15 protein-coding genes are annotated in these 19051 nt (G+C 74.3%); 7 read left to right on the top strand and 8 right to left on the bottom strand.

Annotated features, from left to right (window positions below):
• Window positions 1-81 precede the first annotated feature (81 nt).
• Together AB0J76_RS13760 and AB0J76_RS13755 are read left to right on the top strand one after the other, a co-directional pair.
• On the top strand, window positions 82-1170 hold the full coding sequence (locus tag AB0J76_RS13760; RefSeq protein WP_352323736.1) for an ABC transporter permease: 1089 nt from the start codon (window positions 82-84) through the stop codon (window positions 1168-1170).
• Window positions 1167-1856, top strand: a complete 690-nt coding sequence (locus tag AB0J76_RS13755; protein WP_352323720.1) for an ABC transporter ATP-binding protein — start codon at window positions 1167-1169, stop codon at window positions 1854-1856. Before AB0J76_RS13760 ends, AB0J76_RS13755 begins: the two co-directional genes overlap by 4 nt.
• A 30-nt stretch (window positions 1857-1886) precedes the next feature.
• Here AB0J76_RS13755 and AB0J76_RS13750 read toward each other — a convergent pair whose 3' ends face one another.
• From AB0J76_RS13750 to AB0J76_RS13740, 3 genes are all read right to left on the bottom strand, one after another.
• On the bottom strand, window positions 1887-2636 hold the full coding sequence (locus AB0J76_RS13750) for a hemerythrin domain-containing protein (protein ID WP_352323721.1): 750 nt from the start codon (window positions 2634-2636) through the stop codon (window positions 1887-1889).
• A 107-nt stretch (window positions 2637-2743) separates the two neighbouring features.
• Window positions 2744-4603 (bottom strand): vWA domain-containing protein, encoded by a 1860-nt coding sequence (locus tag AB0J76_RS13745; protein ID WP_352323722.1) that lies wholly within the window; start codon window positions 4601-4603, stop codon window positions 2744-2746.
• 162 nt (window positions 4604-4765) lie between these two features.
• Window positions 4766-6028 carry an MFS transporter gene (locus AB0J76_RS13740; protein WP_352323723.1) on the bottom strand — a complete coding sequence of 421 codons (1263 nt, stop codon included), beginning with the start codon at window positions 6026-6028 and terminating at the stop codon, window positions 4766-4768.
• Window positions 6029-6211: 183 nt separating this feature from the next.
• Here AB0J76_RS13740 and AB0J76_RS13735 point away from each other — a divergent pair, with 183 nt between their 5' ends.
• From AB0J76_RS13735 to AB0J76_RS13725, 3 genes are all read left to right on the top strand, one after another.
• Entirely contained in the window at window positions 6212-7600 is a 1389-nt protein-coding gene (locus AB0J76_RS13735; RefSeq protein WP_352323724.1) for an MBL fold metallo-hydrolase, read from the top strand.
• Between the two features lie 76 nt (window positions 7601-7676).
• Window positions 7677-8249, top strand: coding sequence for a rhodanese-like domain-containing protein (locus tag AB0J76_RS13730; RefSeq protein ID WP_352323725.1), 573 nt, complete (start codon window positions 7677-7679; stop codon window positions 8247-8249).
• Window positions 8246-9094 (top strand): sulfite exporter TauE/SafE family protein, encoded by an 849-nt coding sequence (locus AB0J76_RS13725; RefSeq protein ID WP_352323726.1) that lies wholly within the window; start codon window positions 8246-8248, stop codon window positions 9092-9094. The genes AB0J76_RS13730 and AB0J76_RS13725 overlap by 4 nt, the downstream gene beginning before the upstream one ends.
• Here the strand turns inward: AB0J76_RS13725 and pta are convergent.
• Complete coding sequence (gene pta, locus AB0J76_RS13720; RefSeq protein WP_352323727.1) at window positions 9080-11140, bottom strand: phosphate acetyltransferase; 2061 nt, start codon at window positions 11138-11140, stop codon at window positions 9080-9082. The genes AB0J76_RS13725 and pta overlap by 15 nt on opposite strands.
• 127 nt (window positions 11141-11267) lie before the next feature.
• Here pta and AB0J76_RS13715 point away from each other — a divergent pair, with 127 nt between their 5' ends.
• The gene (locus AB0J76_RS13715; protein ID WP_352323728.1) at window positions 11268-14174 is read left to right on the top strand and encodes a pyridoxamine 5'-phosphate oxidase family protein; all 2907 of its coding nucleotides are present in this window, start codon (window positions 11268-11270) and stop codon (window positions 14172-14174) included.
• A gap of 24 nt (window positions 14175-14198) precedes the next feature.
• Here the strand turns inward: AB0J76_RS13715 and AB0J76_RS13710 are convergent, their stop codons facing one another.
• From AB0J76_RS13710 to AB0J76_RS13700, 3 genes are read right to left on the bottom strand one after another with little or no spacing between them, the layout of a single operon-like run.
• Entirely contained in the window at window positions 14199-15323 is a 1125-nt protein-coding gene (locus tag AB0J76_RS13710; protein WP_352323729.1) for a M50 family metallopeptidase, read from the bottom strand.
• A 46-nt stretch (window positions 15324-15369) separates the two neighbouring features.
• Window positions 15370-16215, bottom strand: coding sequence for a universal stress protein (locus AB0J76_RS13705; RefSeq protein WP_352323730.1), 846 nt, complete (start codon window positions 16213-16215; stop codon window positions 15370-15372).
• A 40-nt stretch (window positions 16216-16255) separates the two neighbouring features.
• A complete protein-coding gene (locus AB0J76_RS13700) occupies window positions 16256-17095 on the bottom strand; it encodes a universal stress protein (protein WP_352323731.1) in 840 nt (279 codons plus the stop codon).
• A 222-nt stretch (window positions 17096-17317) separates the two neighbouring features.
• On the opposite strand from AB0J76_RS13700, the gene AB0J76_RS13695 reads away from it, so the two are divergent.
• Window positions 17318-18229, top strand: a complete 912-nt coding sequence (locus AB0J76_RS13695; protein WP_352323732.1) for a universal stress protein — start codon at window positions 17318-17320, stop codon at window positions 18227-18229.
• 11 nt (window positions 18230-18240) lie between these two features.
• On the opposite strand, the gene AB0J76_RS13690 is transcribed toward AB0J76_RS13695, so the two are convergent.
• Window positions 18241-18960, bottom strand: a complete 720-nt coding sequence (locus AB0J76_RS13690; protein WP_352323733.1) for a universal stress protein — start codon at window positions 18958-18960, stop codon at window positions 18241-18243.
• Window positions 18961-19051: the final 91 nt, after the last annotated feature.

Below are 19051 nucleotides of genomic sequence, written 5' to 3'. Positions count from 1 at the left end.
CATGCACGATGCGCGGCCGTTCCGGCGGCGCGCACGCTGGAGCACGTCAACGTGACCTTCAACCGCAACGGGGGACGCGCCGTGTTCGTGGCGCTCAGAGACCTGCGCTTCGCGAAGGGACGGTTCGCTCTCATGGGCGCCGTCGTCTTCCTCATCACCCTCCTGGTGACCATGTTGTCCGGCCTGACCGCCGGGCTGGCGCGGGAGAACATCTCGGCCGTGGAGGGCCTGCCCGCCGGGCACCTCGTCTTCGCCGGCGGCGGGAAACCGTCCTTCGCCGACAGCCGCGTCAGCGACCGGACCTGGCAGGAGTGGCGGCGGGCGACCGGCGACGCCGCCGAGCGGCTGGGCGTGTCCATGTCGAGGCTCGGCTACGGCGACGACGGGAGCGCGGGGGTGGCGCTCTTCGGCGTCCAGCCGGGCGGCGTCCTCGCCCAGGGGCGGCCGGTGGACGACGGGAAGGTCGTCCTCTCCGCGGCGCTCGCCGCCGACACCGGGGTGGGCGCCGGGGACACGGTGCGGATCGCGGGCCGGGACTTCACCGTCTCCGGGGTCGGCGGCCAGGCGTCCTACAGCCACACGCCCGTCGTCTGGCTCGGCATCGGCGACTGGGAGCAGATGGGCCGCCAGGCCGGCGCCGACAGCGTGGCGACCGTCCTGGCGCTGCCCGCCGGCGGCGCCGGGCTGCCCTCCGGCGGCACGGCCGGCCTGGCCGCGGCCGACGCGCGGCTCGGCACCACGACGGTCCCGCTGTCGCAGGCGCCCGCCGCGATCGGCTCGTTCTCCTCCGAGAACGGATCGCTGCAGCTCATGCGCGGGTTCCTGTTCGCGATCTCGGCCCTGGTCATCGGGGCCTTCTTCACCGTCTGGACGATCCAGCGGCGCGGCGACGTCGCCGTGCTGAAGGCCCTGGGCGCGAGCTCGGGCTACCTGCTGCGGGACGCGCTCGCCCAGGCGGTCATCGTGCTGCTGGGCGGCGCGGGCGCGGGCGGTCTGCTCGGCGCGGGCCTCGGCGCGCTGGCCGAGGGCACGGTGCCGTTCGTGTTGTCGGCGGCCACCACCGTGGCGCCGGTGGCCGTGCTCATCGTCCTCGGAGCCGCCGGGGCCGCGCTGGCCATCCGCAAGATCACCTCTGTCGACCCGCTGACCGCCCTGGGAGCCTCCCGATGACACTCGAGCTGACCGACATCGTCCTGACCTATCCCGACGGCGACCGCACGCTGACCGCGCTCGACCACGTCAGCCTGGCCGTCGCGGCGGGCGAGTTCGCCGCGGTGGTCGGCCCGTCCGGCTCGGGCAAGTCGAGCCTGCTCGCCGTCGCCGCCACCCTGATCACGCCCGCCACGGGCAGCGTGATCATCGCCGGGCAGGACGTCTCCGGAGCCGGCCAGGCGGCCCGCACCAGGGTCCGCCGCGACCACGTCGGCATCGTGTTCCAGCAGGCCAACCTGCTGCCCTCGCTCACCGCGCTGGACCAGCTGCTGGTGATGGCGCACCTGGCCGGCGAGTCCCCGCGCGCGGCCGGCCCGCGGGCGCGGGAACTGCTGCTGGCCGTCGATCTGGACGGCAAGGAGCACAAACGCCCGCACCAGCTGTCCGGCGGCGAGCGCCAGCGCGTCAACATCGCCCGCGCCCTGATGAACTCCCCCGAGGTGCTGCTGGTGGACGAGCCCACCAGCGCGCTCGACCACCACCGGGGCGAGCGGATCGTCTCCCTGCTGGCCGACCTCACCAGGAAGAACGACCTGGCCACCGTCATGGTCACGCACGACCTGGCCACCCTGGACCAGGTGGACACCGTCCTGTCCATGGACGACGGCAGGCTCGGCGAACGCGCCGCCACCCGGGTCGCCTGACCGGGCCCGCGCCGCGAGCACCGGCCGGGGTCAGCCGCGCGGGGTGAACTGGTCGAGGTCGTAGATGCCGAGCGCCTTCTCGATGTCGGCCACCTGCGCGACCACGCCGGTGAAGCCGGCCGCGCCGAATCGGCGGTGCTCCTCGTCCTCGAACGTCTCGGCCAGCTCGGCGAACTCCTTGGGCGGGATGACGGCCCGCATGGCGGGGAAGACCACGGTGTCCTCGCGCGCCTCGTGCGGCTCGTACATGCGGACGAAGGCGGCCAGGTCGGCGGTCAGGCCGCGGCGGACGCTCTGGGGAACGGGCCGCGCGGTGGCGTCCAGGATGCGGCCGGTCAGGACGCGTCCGCGCCGGTGCTGCCGGATCAGCACGGGCACGACGTCGGTGAGCCTGCCCGCCCCGACCAGGCGCGGGAAGACGTAACGCTCTTCCAGCCGCTCGTGGTAGTCCTCGATGAACGTGCGGATGATCCCGGCCCCGGCGTGCAGGGGGCCGACCGGCACCCGCTCCCCGGCGCCGATCCGCCGGACGCCCTCCCGGTAGACCAGCAGGACGCGCTTGAGGACCCCGTGCTCGCGCATGAGGTCCTCCGGCGGCGTGACCGGCGCCTCCCCGGCCCGCTCCGGGCCGGGGGCGGGGCTGGCCGTCGCGGCACTGCGGGCCGGCCGCGCGGTGTCGCAGCCGGTCAGCATCGCCGAGCCGCAGGCCAGGGCGACGGGCATGGCCAGCATCTCGCGACGGCGCACGCTCGCCGGCCCGCCGCCTGCTTCGTCCCGCATCGTCCGCCCCCGTTCCCGAGCCGCCCCTCCCAGGTGCTGCCCGTCGGCCGGCGGTCCGACGCGAAGGCGCGGGTAATCCTTGTGCCGGGAACGCGTCTACCTGCGGGCTACCACTCCTCGTTCCATGCCTCGTCAGGCATGGACCACTCCTGCGGGTGCGGGCAGGCGAAGGCCGATTTGTGGCAGACGTCGTGCCAGCCCGGGTGCTCCTCGCAGTGGTCCCAGTACGGATGCCCGCCGTGGCAGTGCTCCGGACGGGTCGGCGTGGGCTTCGGCGTCGGCGTCGGCGTGGGCTTCGGCGTGGGCGTCGGGGTCGGCGTGGGCGTGACGGTCGGCGGGACCGTGGGCGTCGGCGTGACCGTCGGGGTCGGGGTCACCGTCGGAGTGGGTGTCGGAGTGGGCGTGGGCGTGGGCGTCGGGGTCGGGGTCGGCGCGGGCGGGCGGTTGTAGACGGTGCAGCTGACGGCCGCGTCGCTGGGCACCTCGACCGTGAAGCCGAGGCCGCCGCTGTTGGTCACCGGCACCTCGACGTTGGTGTCGATCAGGCGGCAGACGGCGTTGCGCCCGTCCTGGGTGACCAGGGTGTGCCCGGGGTGCTGGGCCTCGGTGACGGTGACGTCGGCCGACGCGGTCTGGCTGAAGGTGAGGTCGAAGTTGACCGACCCCGTGCCGTCGCCGGTCGTCGACTCTGTGGCGGGCAGCCCGCCGATGCCCGGCGTGGTGGTCTCGGCGGTGAAGTCCCAGCCGGGGCCGGCCGGGGTGGCGCCGGTGACGTCCTCACCGGTGTTGCCGGACGGGACGAGCTGCTTGATCACCGACAGCGACCCCTCGCACTGGGCGCGGACGATCTCCCGCAACGCCTGCCCGGCGGCGGCGTAGTCGCTGGTCTGGAAGTAGTCGGCGGCGACCGCGTTGGAGCCGTCGAAGGCGGTCGTGCCGGAGATGGCGCGCAGGTTGAGCGCGGTCAGGCCGGTCACGCCGTTGCCGACGCCGACGGCCAGGACGCGGGTGCCCTCGGCCTTGACCGCGTTGGCGGAGAAGATCCCGGCCTCCACCTCGGCGATGCGGGTGTTGCTGCCGTCGCCGAGCAGGGTGTCGTAGTAGGTGGGGTTGCCGTCGGTGAGCACCACCAGCAGGTCGTAGCGCGGCGCGGCCTCGGCGACCGCCCACAGGCCGCGGTCCCAGTTGGTGCCGCTGCCGAGCTGCCAGTCGGCGTACTGGTTCTTGAACGCCTCGGCGCCCGCCTCGGTGGAGACCGGCATGAGGTCGGGGTTGTTCGTGGTGCCGGCGCTGGGCGAGTTGCGGTCGAAGGTGAACAGCGCCATCCGGGACGGGGTGCCGGTGAGCGCGTCGGTGAAGGTGTCGGCGGCCGCCTTTAGGTCGGGCAGCGCGCTGCCCACCGAGGCCGACAGGTCGAGCAGCAGCGCGACGTCGAGGCCGCAGGTGAGATCGGGCCGGGGGTTGACCCGTGACTGCTGCCAGATCCCGGTCGAGGCGGTGGCGTCCGCGCGGGTGTCGTTGATCATGAAGTCGCTGGTGGAGGAGTACGTGGTGCCGCTCTCCAGTGCGGGGGTCTGGAAGACGTACGGCGTGGCGACGGAGTTCGACCCGCTGCCGCGGCCGGTGCGCAGCTCGGGGTTGGTGTACCAGCCGCCGGGGGCGGAGATCTGCTTGACGTAGAAGCGGGCGCCGGCGTTGTCGCCGCCCGGCTCGGTGCCGGGGACGACGAAGCTGCAGTCGCCGTCGTCGTCCGAGACGCACACGCCCCAGTCGGCGTCGACCGGGACGGCCGCGTCGGGCGTGGCGAACAGGCCGAGCTCGACCCCGGCCAGCGGCCCCACGGTGGTGTCGCCGGTGCGGTCGCCGCCGGTGCGCACCGTCACGACCGAGGTGTCCGGCGACGGATCGGGCACGACCAGCGGGGACGACGGGACCGCGAGCAGCCCCGCGCACAACACTTTCGCCATCCTGCCGGCGACTACGCGAACACTCTTCATCTTCCCCCCAGAGCGATCTGATCACTACGGACTGTAACCAGGAGTGGATCAAAGGGCGCTTCCGCCGTCCCCGGCCGCGCGATCAATGCCGACCGCACCTTGGGACGCGCTTGACCTGGGACGGGCCCCCCGTCAGCCCGCCGTACGGTCAGTGATCCAGCGGGCGGCGAGCAGGCCGGAGACGGCGGTGAGGACGGCCCCCGCGACGACCGTGGCGCCGAGGCCGAGCACGTCGGCGAGCACCCCGGCGACCAGGGCTCCCGCCGCGTAGCCGACGTCGCGCCAGAAGCGGTAGGCGCCCAGGGCGTTGGCCCGCCAGGAGGGGTGGGCGCGGTCGGAGACCGAGGCGATGAGGGCGGGGTAGACCATGGCGGTGCCGAGCCCGAGGACGACGGCGGACAGGACTCCGGCGAGCAGGGCGTCGCCCAGCGGGGCGACGGCCAGGAGGAGCCCGCCGGCCTGGACGAGCATGCCGGTGACGATGAGAGGTTTGCGGCCGAGGCGGTCGGCGAGGTGCCCGGCGGGGATCTGGCCGACGCCCCACAGCAGCGGGTACAGGCCCTTGATCAGGCCGACGGCGGCCAGGCCCAGGCCGTGGTCGGTGAACAGGAGGGGGAAGACGCCCCAGGTGAGGCCGTCGTTGAGGTTGTTGACCAGGCCGGCCTGGCTGACGCCGCGCAGCGAGCGGTCGCGCCAGGACGTGCGGGCGAACGCGGCCGCCGGACCGATGTCCCCGCCGGCCGGCCGGGGGTGCCGGTCGAGTTCGAGGGCCACGTGGGCGGCGGTGTCGCGGACGGCCAGGGCCAGGGCCAGCCCGGCCGCGACGAAGACGACGCCGACGAGCTCGGGAAGGGGCCGCAGGCCGTGACGGGTGGCGAGGTAGCCGGTGAGCAGGGCGGTGGCGCCGACGGCGGTGTACCCGGCGGCCTCGTTGAGGCCGGTGGCCAGCCCCCGCCGAGCGGGCCCGACCAGGTCGATCTTCATGTTGACGGTCATCGACCAGGTCAGGCCCTGGTTGAGGCCGAGCAGGACGTTCGCGGCCACGATCCACCCCCAGGAGGGCGCCCAGGCCAGGACGAACGGGACGGGGATCCCGATCAGCCAGCCGGCCACCAGGAGCTGCTTGCGGCGGAACCGGGCCGTCAGCGCTCCGGCGGCCAGGTTGGTGACCGCCTTGGTGAGCCCGAAGGCGACGATGAAGGAGAAGACGGCGAGGTCGCTGGTCAGGCCGAAGGCGTGGGTGCCGATGAGCGGCACGGTGGTGCGTTCGAGGCCCACCAGGCCGCCGACGGCGACGTTGACGACGACCAGCAGCGAGAACTGCAGGGCGTTCGCCCGGAGCCCTAGGCGTACGGGAGGCCGACCGGCCGGGGCGGGAGCGGAGGTGTTCTGCACGACGGAGGTCCCTTCGCGCCTGGATTGCCGGGTGGATATGTCCAGGTCACCATACCCCCCCAGGTATTCTGGGCAATACCACGGGGGGTATTTGACATCCTCTCCGCGGAGAACCTACTGTCGGGTAGGCGATACCCCCCGGGGTATCAACCCCCTGGCCGCGTTCCTCACGAAGGGATTGCCGTGTTCTTCACCCAGTACTACCTGGACTGCCTCTCGCAGGCGTCGTACATGATCGCCGACGAGGGGACCGGTCGCGCGGTGGTCGTCGACCCCCGGCGGGACGTCTCCGAGTACCTGGCCGACGCCCGCGCGCACGGCCTGACCGTCGTCGGCGTCGTCAACACCCACTTCCACGCCGACTTCGTCGCCGGCCACCTGGAGCTGGCCGACAGCACCGGCGCCTGGATCGGCTACGGCCGCCGCGCCGAGACCGAATACCCCATCCGCAAGCTCGGCGACGGCGAGCGCATCTCCCTCGGCGACGTCACCCTGGAGATCATGGAGACGCCCGGCCACACCCCGGAGTCGATCAGCGTCCTGGTCTACGAGCACGCCGAGGACCCCGTCCCGTACGGGGTGCTGACCGGCGACGCCCTGTTCATCGGCGACGTCGGCCGCCCCGACCTGCTCGCCTCCGTCGGCGTCACCCCCGGGGAACTGGGCGCGATGTTGTACGACAGCGTGCAGAACAGGCTCATGGGCCTGCCCGACGCGGTGCGGGTCTTCCCCGCCCACGGCGCCGGCTCGGCCTGCGGCAAGAACCTCTCGGCCGAGAAGCAGTCGACCATCGGCGAGCAGCGGGCCACCAACTACGCGTGCGCGCCGATGGACCGCGAGACGTTCGTCGCGCTGGTCACCGCCGGGCAGCCCGCCGCCCCCGGTTACTTCGCCTACGACGCCGACCTCAACCGCAGGGACCGCGCCCGCTACGGCGCCTCGGCGGCGCCCGTGCCGCTGACCCTCGACGGGTTCACCGAACTGAGGGCCGCCGGCACGGTCGTGGTGGACGCCCGCGACCCGCAGGACTTCGCCGCCGGGCACCTGCGCGGCGCGGTGAACGTGCCCGCCGACGGGCGCTTCGCCGAGCAGGCGGGCACCGTGCTCGACCCGGCCGCCGAGCTGGTCGTCATGGCGCCGCAGAACCGCGAGGAGGAGGTCGTCACCCGCCTGGCCCGGATCGGCTTCGACCGCGTCGCGGGTTACCTGCGCAACCCCGACGACGCGCTGGTGGCCCTGGCCGCCGAGGTCGCCCCGGCCAGCCGCCTGACCGCCGCGCAACTGCGCGCCGCGCTCGCCGGCGACGCCCCGCCCGTCGTCGTGGACGTGCGCACCGCGGGCGAGCGCGAGGCGAACGGCTTCATCGACGCCGCGCTGCACATCCCGCTGAGCGAGCTGCCCGCCCGCAGCGGCGAGCTGCCCGCCGACCGGCCCGTCGTCCTGCACTGCGCGGGCGGTCACCGCTCCTCCGTCGCGGCGAGCCTGCTGCGGCACCGCGGCTTCCAGGACGTCTCCGACGTGCTCGGCGGCTACGCCGCGTGGGCCCTGTCGGCCGAGCCGGCCGGCGTCTGACCGGACCGTTCCCCGTCCCTGTCCTACACATATGTCTCCTCAATACCCCCCCCGGGTATCAGCGAAGGAAAGAACCATGAACACCTCCTCCGTCCTCACCCCCACCGTGCTGCAGCGGCTCGTCCAGGAAGGGCGGGCGCCGCGCCTGCTCGACGTGCGCACGCCCGGCGAGTTCCGCACGGCGCACATCCCCGGCTCGTACAACGTGCCGCTGAACACCCTGCGCGAGCACCGGGCCGAGCTGCTGGCCCACCTGGACGAGGACGTCGTGCTCGTCTGCCGCTCCGGGGCGCGGGCCGCGCAGGCCGGGCAGGCCCTCGCCGAGGCCGGGCTGCCGAACCTGCGCGTCCTGGAGGGCGGCATCGTCGCGTGGGAGACGGCCGGCGCGTCCCTGGAGCGGGGGCCCGAGCGGTGGGACATCGAGCGCCAGGTGCGGCTCGTGGCCGGTTCCGTCGTCCTGGTCACCGGTCTGGCCGGGATCTTCCTGCCCGGCGCGCACCTGATCGGCACCGCGATCGGCGCGGGCCTGACGTACGCGGCCGTCAGCAACTCCTGTGCCATGGGCGTCCTGCTGTCCCGGCTGCCCTACAACCGCGGGCCGCGCACCGACATCCGCACGGTGCTCGCGGAGCTGCGGAGCACCCCGTGACCGTGCTGATCGTCGCGGCGTCGCTGCTCGTCGGGGTCAGCCTCGGCGTGCTGGGCGGCGGCGGCTCGATCCTGACCGTGCCGATCCTGGTCTACCTGGCCGGGCAGGACACCAAGGAGGCGATCGCCACCTCGCTGTTCGTCGTCGGCGTCACCAGCCTGGCCGCGCTGGTCCCGCACGCGCGGGCCCGGCGGATCCGCTGGCGGACCGGGCTGCTCTTCGGCGCGTTCAGCATGGCCGGCGCGTACGGCGGCGGACGCCTGGCCGAGTACGTCCCCGGCACGGCGCTGCTCGTCGCCTTCGCCCTGATGATGCTGGCCACGGCGGTCGCGATGCTGCGCCGGCCCCGCAACCCCAGGAAGCGGGCGCGGCCCGCCCACGGCGACCTGCCGCTGCCGCACATCGCGGCGGAGGGCCTGGTCGTCGGGGCGGTGACGGGGCTGGTCGGCTCCGGCGGCGGTTTCCTCGTCGTCCCGGCGCTCGCCCTGCTGGGCGGGCTGCCGATGGGCGTCGCGGTCGGCACCTCGCTGCTCGTCATCGCGATGAAGTCGTTCGCCGGCCTCGCCGGGCACCTGGCGGGCGTCGCGATCGACTGGCGTCTCGCCCTGATCGTGACGGCGTCCGCGGTGATCGGCAGCCTGGCCGGCGGCCGGCTCGCGGGCCGCATCCCGCAGGACGCGCTGCGCACGGCGTTCGGCTGGTTCGTCGTCGTCATGGGCGTGTTCGTGCTCGTGCAGCAGGCCGGCGCCGCCGTCTGGAGCCATCCGGCCACGTGGGCGGGGGTCGTGGCCGTGCTGGCCGCCGTCCTCGCCGCCCGCCGGTGGCGCGCCTCAGGCGCCGGCTGACGGGCCCGAGGACGCCGGTTCGTCGCGCACCTGGGCGGCCGTGACCGCCACGGTGGTGACGATGTCGGCCACGGTGGCGCCCCTGGACAGGTCGTTGACCGGCCTGCGCAGCCCCTGCAGCACCGGCCCCACCGCGACCGCCCCCGCGCTGCGCTGGACGGCCTTGTACAGGTTGTTGCCGGTGTTCAGGTCGGGCACCACGAAGACGGTGGCGTGCCCGGCCACCTGGCTGCCGGGCATCTTGGCCCGCGCCACGGCCGGGTCCACCGCGGCGTCGTACTGGATCGGCCCTTCCACCTGGAGGTCCGGGCGGCGCTGACGGACCAGCTCGGTGGCGGCGCGCACCTTGTCGACCTCGGCGCCCGCGCCCGAGGTGCCCGTCGAGTACGACAACATCGCGATCCTGGGCTCGACGCCGAACATCGCCGCGGTGCCGGCCGAGGCGATCGCGATGTCGGCGAGCTGCTCGGCGGTGGGGTCGGGGTTGACCGCGCAGTCGCCGTAGACCAGGACCCGGTCGGCCAGGCACATGAAGAACACGCTGGAGACCAGCCCCAGCCGCAGGATCTCGAACGCCGGCCTGATCGTGTGCGCGGTGGTGTGCGTCGCGCCGGAGACCATGCCGTCGGCCAGGCCGGCGTGGACCATGAGCGTGCCGAAGTAGGAGACGTCGGTGACGGTGTCGCGGGCCAGCTCGACGGTCATCCCCCGGTGGGCCCGCGCCTCGGCGTAGGCGTGCGCGAACCGCTCGCGCAGCTCCGGGTCGAACGGGCTGAGCACCCTGGCCGCGGCCAGGTCGAGGCCGAGCTGGGCGGCCTGGACCCTGATGCGTTCGGCGTCGCCGAGCAGGGTGAGGTCGGCCACGTCGCGGCGCAGCAGGATGTCTGCCGCGCGCAGGATGCGCGGCTCCTCGCCCTCGGGCAGCACGATGTGCCTGCGCCGGGCGCGGGCCCGGTCCAGCAGCTCGTACTCGAACATCAGCGGCGTGACCACGTCGGTCTTGGCGATGTCCAGCCGTTCCAGCAGCAGCGGGCCGTCGACGTGCGCGGCGAACAGGCGCAGCGCCGCGTCGATCTTGCCGCCCGCCTCGGGCGTGAACCGCCCCTCCACGGCCGACAGCCGGGTCGCGGTGTCGAAGGTGTCGTGACCGGTGGCGATCACCGGCAGCGGGATCTCCATGCCGCGCAGCAGCCGTTCCACCGAGCCGGGCAGCTCCGTGCCGCCGGTGAGCACGACCGCCGACAGGGCCGGGAAGCCCGGCGAGGTGTGCGCGGCGATCAGGCCGGGCAGCAGCGCGGCGGCCCGGTCGGACGGGATGATCACCGCCGCGCCCTCGGTGAGCCGCTCCAGGATGCCGGGCAGCGACATCGCGCCCACCATCAGCGCGCTCGCCTCCCGGCCGAGCCCGTCGCGCTCGCCCAGGAAGAACCGGCCGTCGCAGGCGTCGAGCAGGTCGGCGACCGTCGGCGCGCGCAGCGAAGGGGTCTCCGGCAGCACGAACACGGGCGTCGCATGGCTGAACGTGAACGGCCCGCCGGTCGATCGGGTGACCACGACCGCGAGCTCCCGGGCGTGATGGTGGGCCAGCTCCCTGGCGGACACCTCGACCGCCGCGGCGGTGCGGGCGGCCGTCCGGCCCCTGCCGCTCACCACGTTGATCACCGGAGTGCCCAGGTCGGCGGCCAGCCGGGCGTTGAACCCGAACTCCGTCGGCGCGCCCACGTCGGTGTAGTCGGTGCCGACCACCACGACCGCGTCACAGCGCCGGGCCAGCGCGCGGAAGCGGGCCACGATGTCGCCGGCCGCCCGCTCGACGTCGGCGTGCACCTCGTCATACGTGACGCCCGCGCACGCCTCGTAGGGCAGGGCGAGTTGGAACCGGCTGCGGATGGTGTTGACCAGGCCGTCCTCGCGCCCGGCCCGTACCACGGGGCGGAACACGCCCACGCTTCCCACCTGCCGGGACAGCAGCTCGACCAGCCCGAGGGCGACGGTCCCCTTGTTGCTTCCCGCTTCGCCGGCGGCGACATACACAGCTCGTGTCATGCCCCTCATTCTCGACGCCCTCGCCGGGTCCGGAACGCCATCGGGCCCGGATCAGTGTCGTACGCCCCCGGGGGAGGTGACCAACGTCCCTGTCTTGGGGGAAGGGCAGGTGGGTAGCGTCCTCGGCGTGGGGAACCCGTGGACGCTCACCTACGAGGGCTTCGCGCCGAGCTCGGCCGGGCTGCGCGAGGCGCTGTGCACGCTCGGCAACGGCCGCTTCGCCACCCGCGGAGCCACGCCCGAGGGCCGCATCCGCACGCCCGGCACCTACCACGCGGGCTGCTACGACCGCCTGGCCTCGCAGGTGGGCGGCCGGACGGTCATCAACGAGGACCTGGTCAACCTGCCCGACTGGCTGCCGCTCGGCTTCGCCACGCCCGGCCAGGACTGGTTCAGCCCCGAGCTGGCCGAACTGCTCGGCTACACCCAGGAGCTCGACCTGCGCCACGGGGTGCTGCGGCGGGAGCTGCGCTGGCGCGACGCGCTCGGCCGGGTCACCCGGGTGCGGCAACGCCGCCTGGTCTCCATGGCCGATCCCGCCCTGGCCGCCCTGGAGACGACCTTCACCGCGGAGAACTGGTCGGGCCCGCTGCGCGTCCGCGCCGGGCTGGACGGGCGCGTCACCAACAGCGGCGTCGCACGCTACCGCGACCTGCGCGGCGACCACCTGACGGAGCACGCGACGGGCCACCGCGACGGGCTGACCTGGCTGACCGCGATCACCCGCTCCTCCCGCGTCACCGTCGCGCTGGCCGCCCGCGCCGACGCCCCCTCCCCCGGCTCGCCCGCCCTGGAGCCCGATCACGTCGGCAGCGAGCACGTGCTGGCGCTCGCCGAGGGCGCGCCGGTGACGTTCACCAAGGTCGTCGCGCTGCTGACCTCGCGCGATCCCGCCGTGCACGACCCGCTGTCGGCCGCGCTGCGGCGGGCGGCCACGGCCCCGGGCTTCGCCGAGCTGCTGGAGGCGCACGCCGCGGCCTGGGAGCGGCTGTGGGAGCGGGCCGAGCTGAACGTGGACGGGCCGGAGCTGTCGCAGATCGTCCACCTGCACATCTTCCACCTGCTCCAGACCCTGTCGCCGCACACCGCCGACCTCGACGCCGGGGTGCCGGCGCGGGGCCTGCACGGCGAGGCGTACCGGGGGCACGTGTTCTGGGACGAGCTGTTCGTCCTGCCCTGGCTCAACCTGCGCTTCCCCGAGATCTCCCGCGGCCTGCTGCGCTACCGGTGGCGCCGCCTGCCCGAGGCCCGCGCGGCCGCCCGGTCGGCCGGGTACGACGGCGCGATGTTCCCCTGGCAGAGCGGCAGCGACGGCCGGGAGGAGACCCAGACCTACCATCTCAACCCCGACTCGGGGCGCTGGCTGCCGGACGTCTCCCACCTGCAGCGCCACGTCGGCCTGGCCATCGCCTACAACGTGTGGCAGTACCGCCTGGCCACCGGCTCCATGCCGTCGTGGTGCGCCGACCTGCTGATCGGCATCGCGCGGTTCTTCGCCTCGCTGGCCGTGCTCGACCCCGTCTCCGGCCGGTACGAGATCCGCGGCGTCATGGGCCCGGACGAGTACCACACCGCCTACCCCGGCGCCGCCGAACCGGGCCTGGCCAACAACGCCTACACCAACGTCATGACCGTGTGGCTGCTGCGGCACGCCCTCCGGCTCGGCGTGGCCGGCGCGCGGGAGGCGGCGCGGTGGGAGGACATCACCCGCCGCATGCGGGTCGACTTCCACGACGGCGTCATCAGCCAGTTCACCGGGTACGCCGGGCTGGCCGAGCTCGACTGGGAGCGGTACGCGGGCGTCCGCCGCCTCGACCGCGCCCTGGAGGCCGACGGCGACGACGTGAACCGTTACAAGGCGTCCAAGCAGGCCGACACGCTGATGCTGTTCTACCTGCTCGGCGCCGACGAGCTGCTGGCGATCCTCGACGGGCTCGGCTACCCGGCCGAGCCCGGCCTGATCCCGCGGACGACCGCCTACTACCTCGACCGCACCAGTCACGGCTCCACGCTGAGCGCGGTCGTGCACGCCTGGGTGTTGTCGCGCTGCGACCGGGCGCGCTCCTGGCAGTTCTTCGCCGAGGCGCTGGTCGGGGACGTGTACGACGTCCAGGGCGGCACCACCGCCGAGGGCGTGCACCTGGGCGCGATGGCCGGGACCGTGGACATGCTGCAACGCTGCTACCTGGGCCTGGAGCCGAGGCCCGACGGCCTGTTCCTCGACCCGCTGCTGCCCGGACGGCTCGGCACGCTCTCGTTGCCGGTCCTGTTCCGCGGACGCCGGATCACCATCGAGGCCGGCCACGACGGCACGCGGGTCGACGGCGTCCCCGTGCCGGGCGGTGCGGGCCTCGTCCTCACGGAGAAGGAGATGATCATGACGAACAGCGGCGACTTCGGACGCCGGGTGGCCCACCACCGCGACCGGCTGGGCCTCACCGTCGACCAGCTGGCCGAGCGCGCCGACATGTCCCCCGGGTACGTCACGTACCTGGAGGGCCACCTCGGCATCCCGGACAGGAACACGGTGACCCGCCTGGCCACCGCGCTGGAGACGACCCCGCAGGACCTGCTGGGCGGTGGCCGCGACCGCCCGCCGGGCCCCGGCGCCGGCCCGGACGAGCCGGTCCTGGAGGTCCTCGATCCCGAGGAGTGCCTGCGTCTGGTCGCGCCGGGCGGGATCGGGCGGATCGCGTTCAACGGCTCGCACGGGCCCACGGTGCTGCCCGTCAACTACCGGCTGCACGAGGGCGCCGTGTTGTTCCGCACGTCCCGCGGCGGCCCCATGGACCAGGACCTGCGCACCGGCCTGGAGGGCGTGGACATCATGATCGGCTTCCAGGTGGACCGGATCGACGAGGTGCGCAAGGAGGGCTGGAGCGTGCTGATCCAGGGGCCCGCCCACCACGTGCCCGAGGACGAGGTCGCCAAGCTGGCCGACGCGGGCGTCACGCCCTGGGCGGGCGGGGAGCGCCATCTCTACATCCGCGTCGTGCCGCACCAGGTCACGGGCCGCCGCGTGCACGGCCTGTGAACCGTCCGCCGCCGTGGGCCCGCGTCACACGGGGGCGGCGGGCCGCAGCAGGGCCTGTTGCAGCGCCCTGCCCAGGTCGGCGTCGGTGATCATGCCGGTGACCTGGCCGCCCTCGACGACCACCGCCGACAGGCCGCCGACCCGCGACGGACGTTCCAGCAGGGCGGCCGCGTCGTCGTCCGGCGACAGCGCGCGCGGCGGCTTCTGGGCGGCGACCAGCGTCTCCACCCGGGTGTCCCCCCTGCGCTCGGCGGGCACGGCGAGCAGGGTCTCCAGCGAGACCACGCCGAGCGGCGCCCCGTCGAACCCCACGACGGGGAAGACGGACTGGTGTGAGCCGAGCACCACCGCGTCGACCAGCCCCTGCACGGTCAGCCACGCGGGAGCCAGGTCCGGTGTGGCCGTCATGACGTCCCGCACCAGCACTCCCCCGAGGCCGCGCCGGGCCGCCCTGCTCATGATCTCGCCGCGGGCCGCGCCCGCGATGTACCAGCCGGTGATCACCACCCACATCCCGCCCAGCGGGTTCCACACCCAGATCACGACGAACCCGATGAAGGTCAGCATCATGCCGATCGCGTAACCGGCCCGCGCGGCGCCGGCGTCGGCGCGGGCGCGGTCGCCGTGGCGGCTCCACATCAGGCCGTGCAGCACCCGCCCGCCGTCGAGCGGGCTGCCGGGCAGCAGGTTGAACACGCCCAGGATCAGGTTCATCATGGCCAGCCATGCCACGGCGGCCCTGGGCACCCCGGGCGGCAGCACGGCCGTGACGGCGAGGGCGAGACCGCCGAGCAGCAGGCTGGCGGCGGGGCCGGCGGCCGCCGTCACCACCTCGGCCCGTGGCGTGCGCGCCTCGTCGCGGAACTGGGTGACGCCGCCCAGCGCCCAGAGCGTGACGGACTCCACCTCCATGCCGCACCGCTTGGCCACCAGCGCGTGCGCCAGCTCGTGCGCGAGCAGGGACACCATGAGCAACAGCCCCGTGAGCGCGCCGGCGACCCAGTACGCCGTCCTGCCCGCGCCCGGGGCGGCGACGGCCAGGACCCCGGAGCCCAGACCCACCGCCACGAGCACGACGATGGCCAGCGCGGACCAGTGAGCGCCGACGGGAATCCCCGCCACCCGTCCGAAGCGCAGGGTTTGCCTCATAATTTCAGCTTGCATGCTTCTCGACCCTCCTGACCAGGGACGACCTCTAGGGACGGACCACCGCGACGGCGCAGCGGGCGTGGTGCAGCACCCCCCTGCTGACCGAGCCGAGCACCAGCGAGCCGAACGCGCCCCGCCCGTGGGAGCCGACCACGATCAGGTCGCAGGGCGCCCCGGTGAGCGCCTCGACCGGGTGCGCGCTCTGGACGTCCTCCACGACCGTCACCTCGGGACAGCTCTCCCGCCATCCGGCCGTCCTGGCGCGGACCGCCTCGTGCTGGGCGGCGCGGACCTCGTCCACGTCGTAGGCGATCTCCGGGGCGAAGGCGTGCACGGGGATCTGCCAGGCGCGGATCAGGCGCAGCCGGGCGCCGCGCAGCCTGGCCTGCTCGAAGGCGTAGCCGATGGCCGGCTCGCAGACGTCGGAGTCGCCGATCCCCACGCCGATCTCGCCGACCGGTCCGCCGCCCTCGGCGCGCACCACCACCACGGGACAGGCGGCGTGCCCGGCCACGTGCATGGTCACCGATCCCAGCAGCGCGCCGGCGAACCCGCCCAGCCCCCGGCTGCCGATGACCAGCTCGTCCGCCTGCCGCGCCTGATCCAGCAGGACGGCGGCGGGCGTGCCCTCGACGACCTGGGCGTGCAGCCGCAGCGACGGCTGCCGGGCGCGCGCGGTGACCTCGGCCGCCTCCAGCACCTTGGCCGCCGCCATCAGCAGGTAGTTGCCCTGGCCGTAGTCGGGGAACCTGGTGACGGCGTACGGCTGCCGGTCCAGAGCGTGCACGATCCGCAGCTCCGCGCCGGTCCGCGCGGCGTCGTCGGCGGCCCATCCGACCGCCGCGGCGCCGGGGGCCGAGCCGTCGGCTCCCACCACGATCACACCGGCCATGACGCCCCCTCCTCCGGCACTCCGAACCCCCCCGGTCCCGTCATGCCTGCTCCGCACGCGGCCGTACCACCGCGACCGGGCAGGCCGCGTGGTGCAGCACGCCGTGGCTCACCGAGCCGAGCACCGCGGAGGAGAAGCCGCCCCGCCCGCGCGAGCCGACCACGACCAGGTCCGCGGCGGCGGCCGCCTCGGTGAGCGCGGCCACCGGGTGCCCGCGCACCTGCTCGTCGGTGATCTCGACGTCGGGGTTCTCGCTCCGGCACGGGTTCACCCGCGCCCGGGCCGCCCTGGCCTCCTCCTGGAAGGAGTCGGCCAGCAGGTGGCTGTAGGCCGCCCAGTACGGCGAGACCGCCGGCGCCTGCCAGGCGTAGACCACGTGCAGACGGGCGCGCCGCGCACGGGCCTGCTCGACGGCGTACGCCATGGCCTGCCGCGACCCCGCCGAGCCGTCGTCGCCGGCCACTACCAGGTCGTGCCGGACGGCGACCACCCCGCGGACGACCACGACGGTCCCCGAGGCGTGCCCGGCCACCGCCCGGCCCACCGACCCCAGCACCATGCCGGCGAAGCCGCCCATGCCCCTGCTGCCCAGCACCAGGCTGTCGGCCGCGGCCGATTCGACGATCAGCGCGTCGATCACGTTGCCCGCCAGCATCTCGGTGGTGACCTCGACGCCGCCGCCGATCGCGCGGGCCCGGCCGGCGGCGGCCTCCAGCGCGCCCGCGCAGTGGCGGGCGCCGTCCACGCCGAGCACCCACTGTTCGCACACGTGCACGAGCCGGAGCGGCAGCCCTCTTCGCTGCGCGTCGCCGGCGGCCCATTCCACCGCGGCGGTCGATGACGCGGAGCCGTCCACCGCGGCCACGATCCGTCCGCGCATCCTGCCTCCTTCGCGCCTTCGACGTCCCCATACCCGCCAAAACGGATATAAGGGGCGTAAACCCACCAAAAGTCGCCGCTTTCCCCTCCAACTTCGGGACGCCGCTGCGTGACGGGCAAGCAGGCTAGGCCAAGAATCTCCGCGCCTGTGGGGCTCGTCCCGCCGCTCTCGGGCAGGCTCATCCGGCAGGTGACCGGACAGATCTCGCTCCCGGAGGCGGCAGTGATCGACGCACACGCGGGCCGGCCCGTGCTCGTCGGGTACGACGACTCGACCGAGAGCCGCCACGCGCTGCACTGGGCGGTCGCCGACGCGCGCCTGCGCGGGCTGCCCGTCCTGGTCTGCCACGCCCTGCACTGGCCCTACGCCCCCAGGCCCGTCGCCCAGGAGATCATGCGGCACGTCGAACCGGTGGCGCTCGGCGTCGTGGACGAGGGCGTCCGGCGGGCCAGGGAGCTGGCGCCGGAGCTGGACGTGCAGCCGCTCCTGGGCCGGGGCACCCCCTCGGCGGTGTTGCTGGAGGCCGCGCGCGAGGCGGAGCTGACGGTGCTCGGATCTCGCGGGCAGGGCGGGTTCGAGGGCCTTCAGGTGGGGTCGGCCGCCGTCCAGGTGCCCGCGCACAGCGTCACGCCGGTCGTGGTCGTCCGGCCGCCGCTCCGGCCGCCCGCCCGCCAGGACGTCAGGATCGTGGCAGGGCTGGACGGCTCACCCGCCAGCCTGGCCGCCTTCGACCTCGCCCTGGACGAGGCCGCCCTGCGCGAGGGCACCGTGACGGCCCTGTGCTGCTGGACCGACTGCGGGTCGTCGTCCTGGCAGGAGCCGCTGCCCTTCGTGGACTCGCACGCGCTGCGCAAGGGCGCGGAGAACCGCTTCCGCGAAGTCGTCTCCCACCTGGCCCGCAGACGTCCCGAGGTGACGGTGGTCACCGAGTTCCTGACCGAACGCCCCGCGCGCGTGCTGCTGGAGGCCTCCAAGGACGCCACGCTCCTCGTGCTCGGCAACCGGGGGAACGAGGCCCCTCCCTGCCTGCTGCTCGGAGCGGTGACGCAGGCCGCCCTGCTGGAGTCCGGGTGCCCGGTCGCGGTGACGCCCGCGGCCGTGCCGAACCCGCGGCTGCCGCCCGCGTCCGGGTGATCCGGGAGGTCTCAGGAGCTCTCGGGGGCGGTCGCCGGTACCACCGCGACAGGGCAGGGCGCGTGCTGCGGAAGGGAGCTCGCGGTGCCGAGATGCGCCGCCCGCGTCCGGCCGACCACGACCAGCGTCGCCCGCTCGCGGGGCTCACCCTGCTCCACCTGGACCTCCGGACGGCGAGCCGCCCACTCCCCCAGGTCGGCGGAGGCCGCGAGCGGCAGCCCGCGCATGGCCGCCTCGGCGAACGCGAACTCGACGGCCGCCGCGTCCGGCTCCCGCTCGGCCAGGACGACCGGGCCGGGCCGGGTGGCCTTGGGCAGCGGCCCCGGACCGCGTACGACGATCACCGGGCACTCGGCGTGCGCGGCGGCGTACCCGGCCACCGAGCCGACCACCACCCTGGGCAGCGCGCTCAGCCCCCGCGAGCCGACCACCACGAGCGTGGCGTCGGCGGACAGCTCCACCAGCCGCTGGGCGGCCGGGCCCTCGTACAGGTCGGTCTCCACGCGGACGCCCGAACTGGTGGAGCGGGCGCACTCGGCGCCGTGCCACAGGACGTGCTCGGCCGCCTTGCGCAGGTGGGCCTTGGCCTCCTCGTCCGCGTCCCCGTACGGCCATTGCCAGGCGTGGACGACGGTCAGCGGCAGGTTCCTGAGCTCGGCCTCGTCCAGCGCCCAGTCCAGGGCCTGGACGGAGAAGTCCGAGCCGTCGTAGCCGAGCACGATGCGATCCATGGCCCTGATCCCTTCAGACGTCGCTGGCATTCAGCCTCGGTCCCGCGAGGCCGGCCGCCCCTGGTGCAGCGGCCCTCCTTGACGGGACCTT

Origin of the sequence: Nonomuraea sp. NPDC049624 (assembly GCF_040675255.1) — a bacterium.
Taxonomy (GTDB): Bacteria; Actinomycetota; Actinomycetes; order Streptosporangiales; family Streptosporangiaceae; genus Nonomuraea.
Note: the sequence above shows the minus strand (reverse complement) of the source record. Positions and strands in the feature narration are given on the sequence as shown.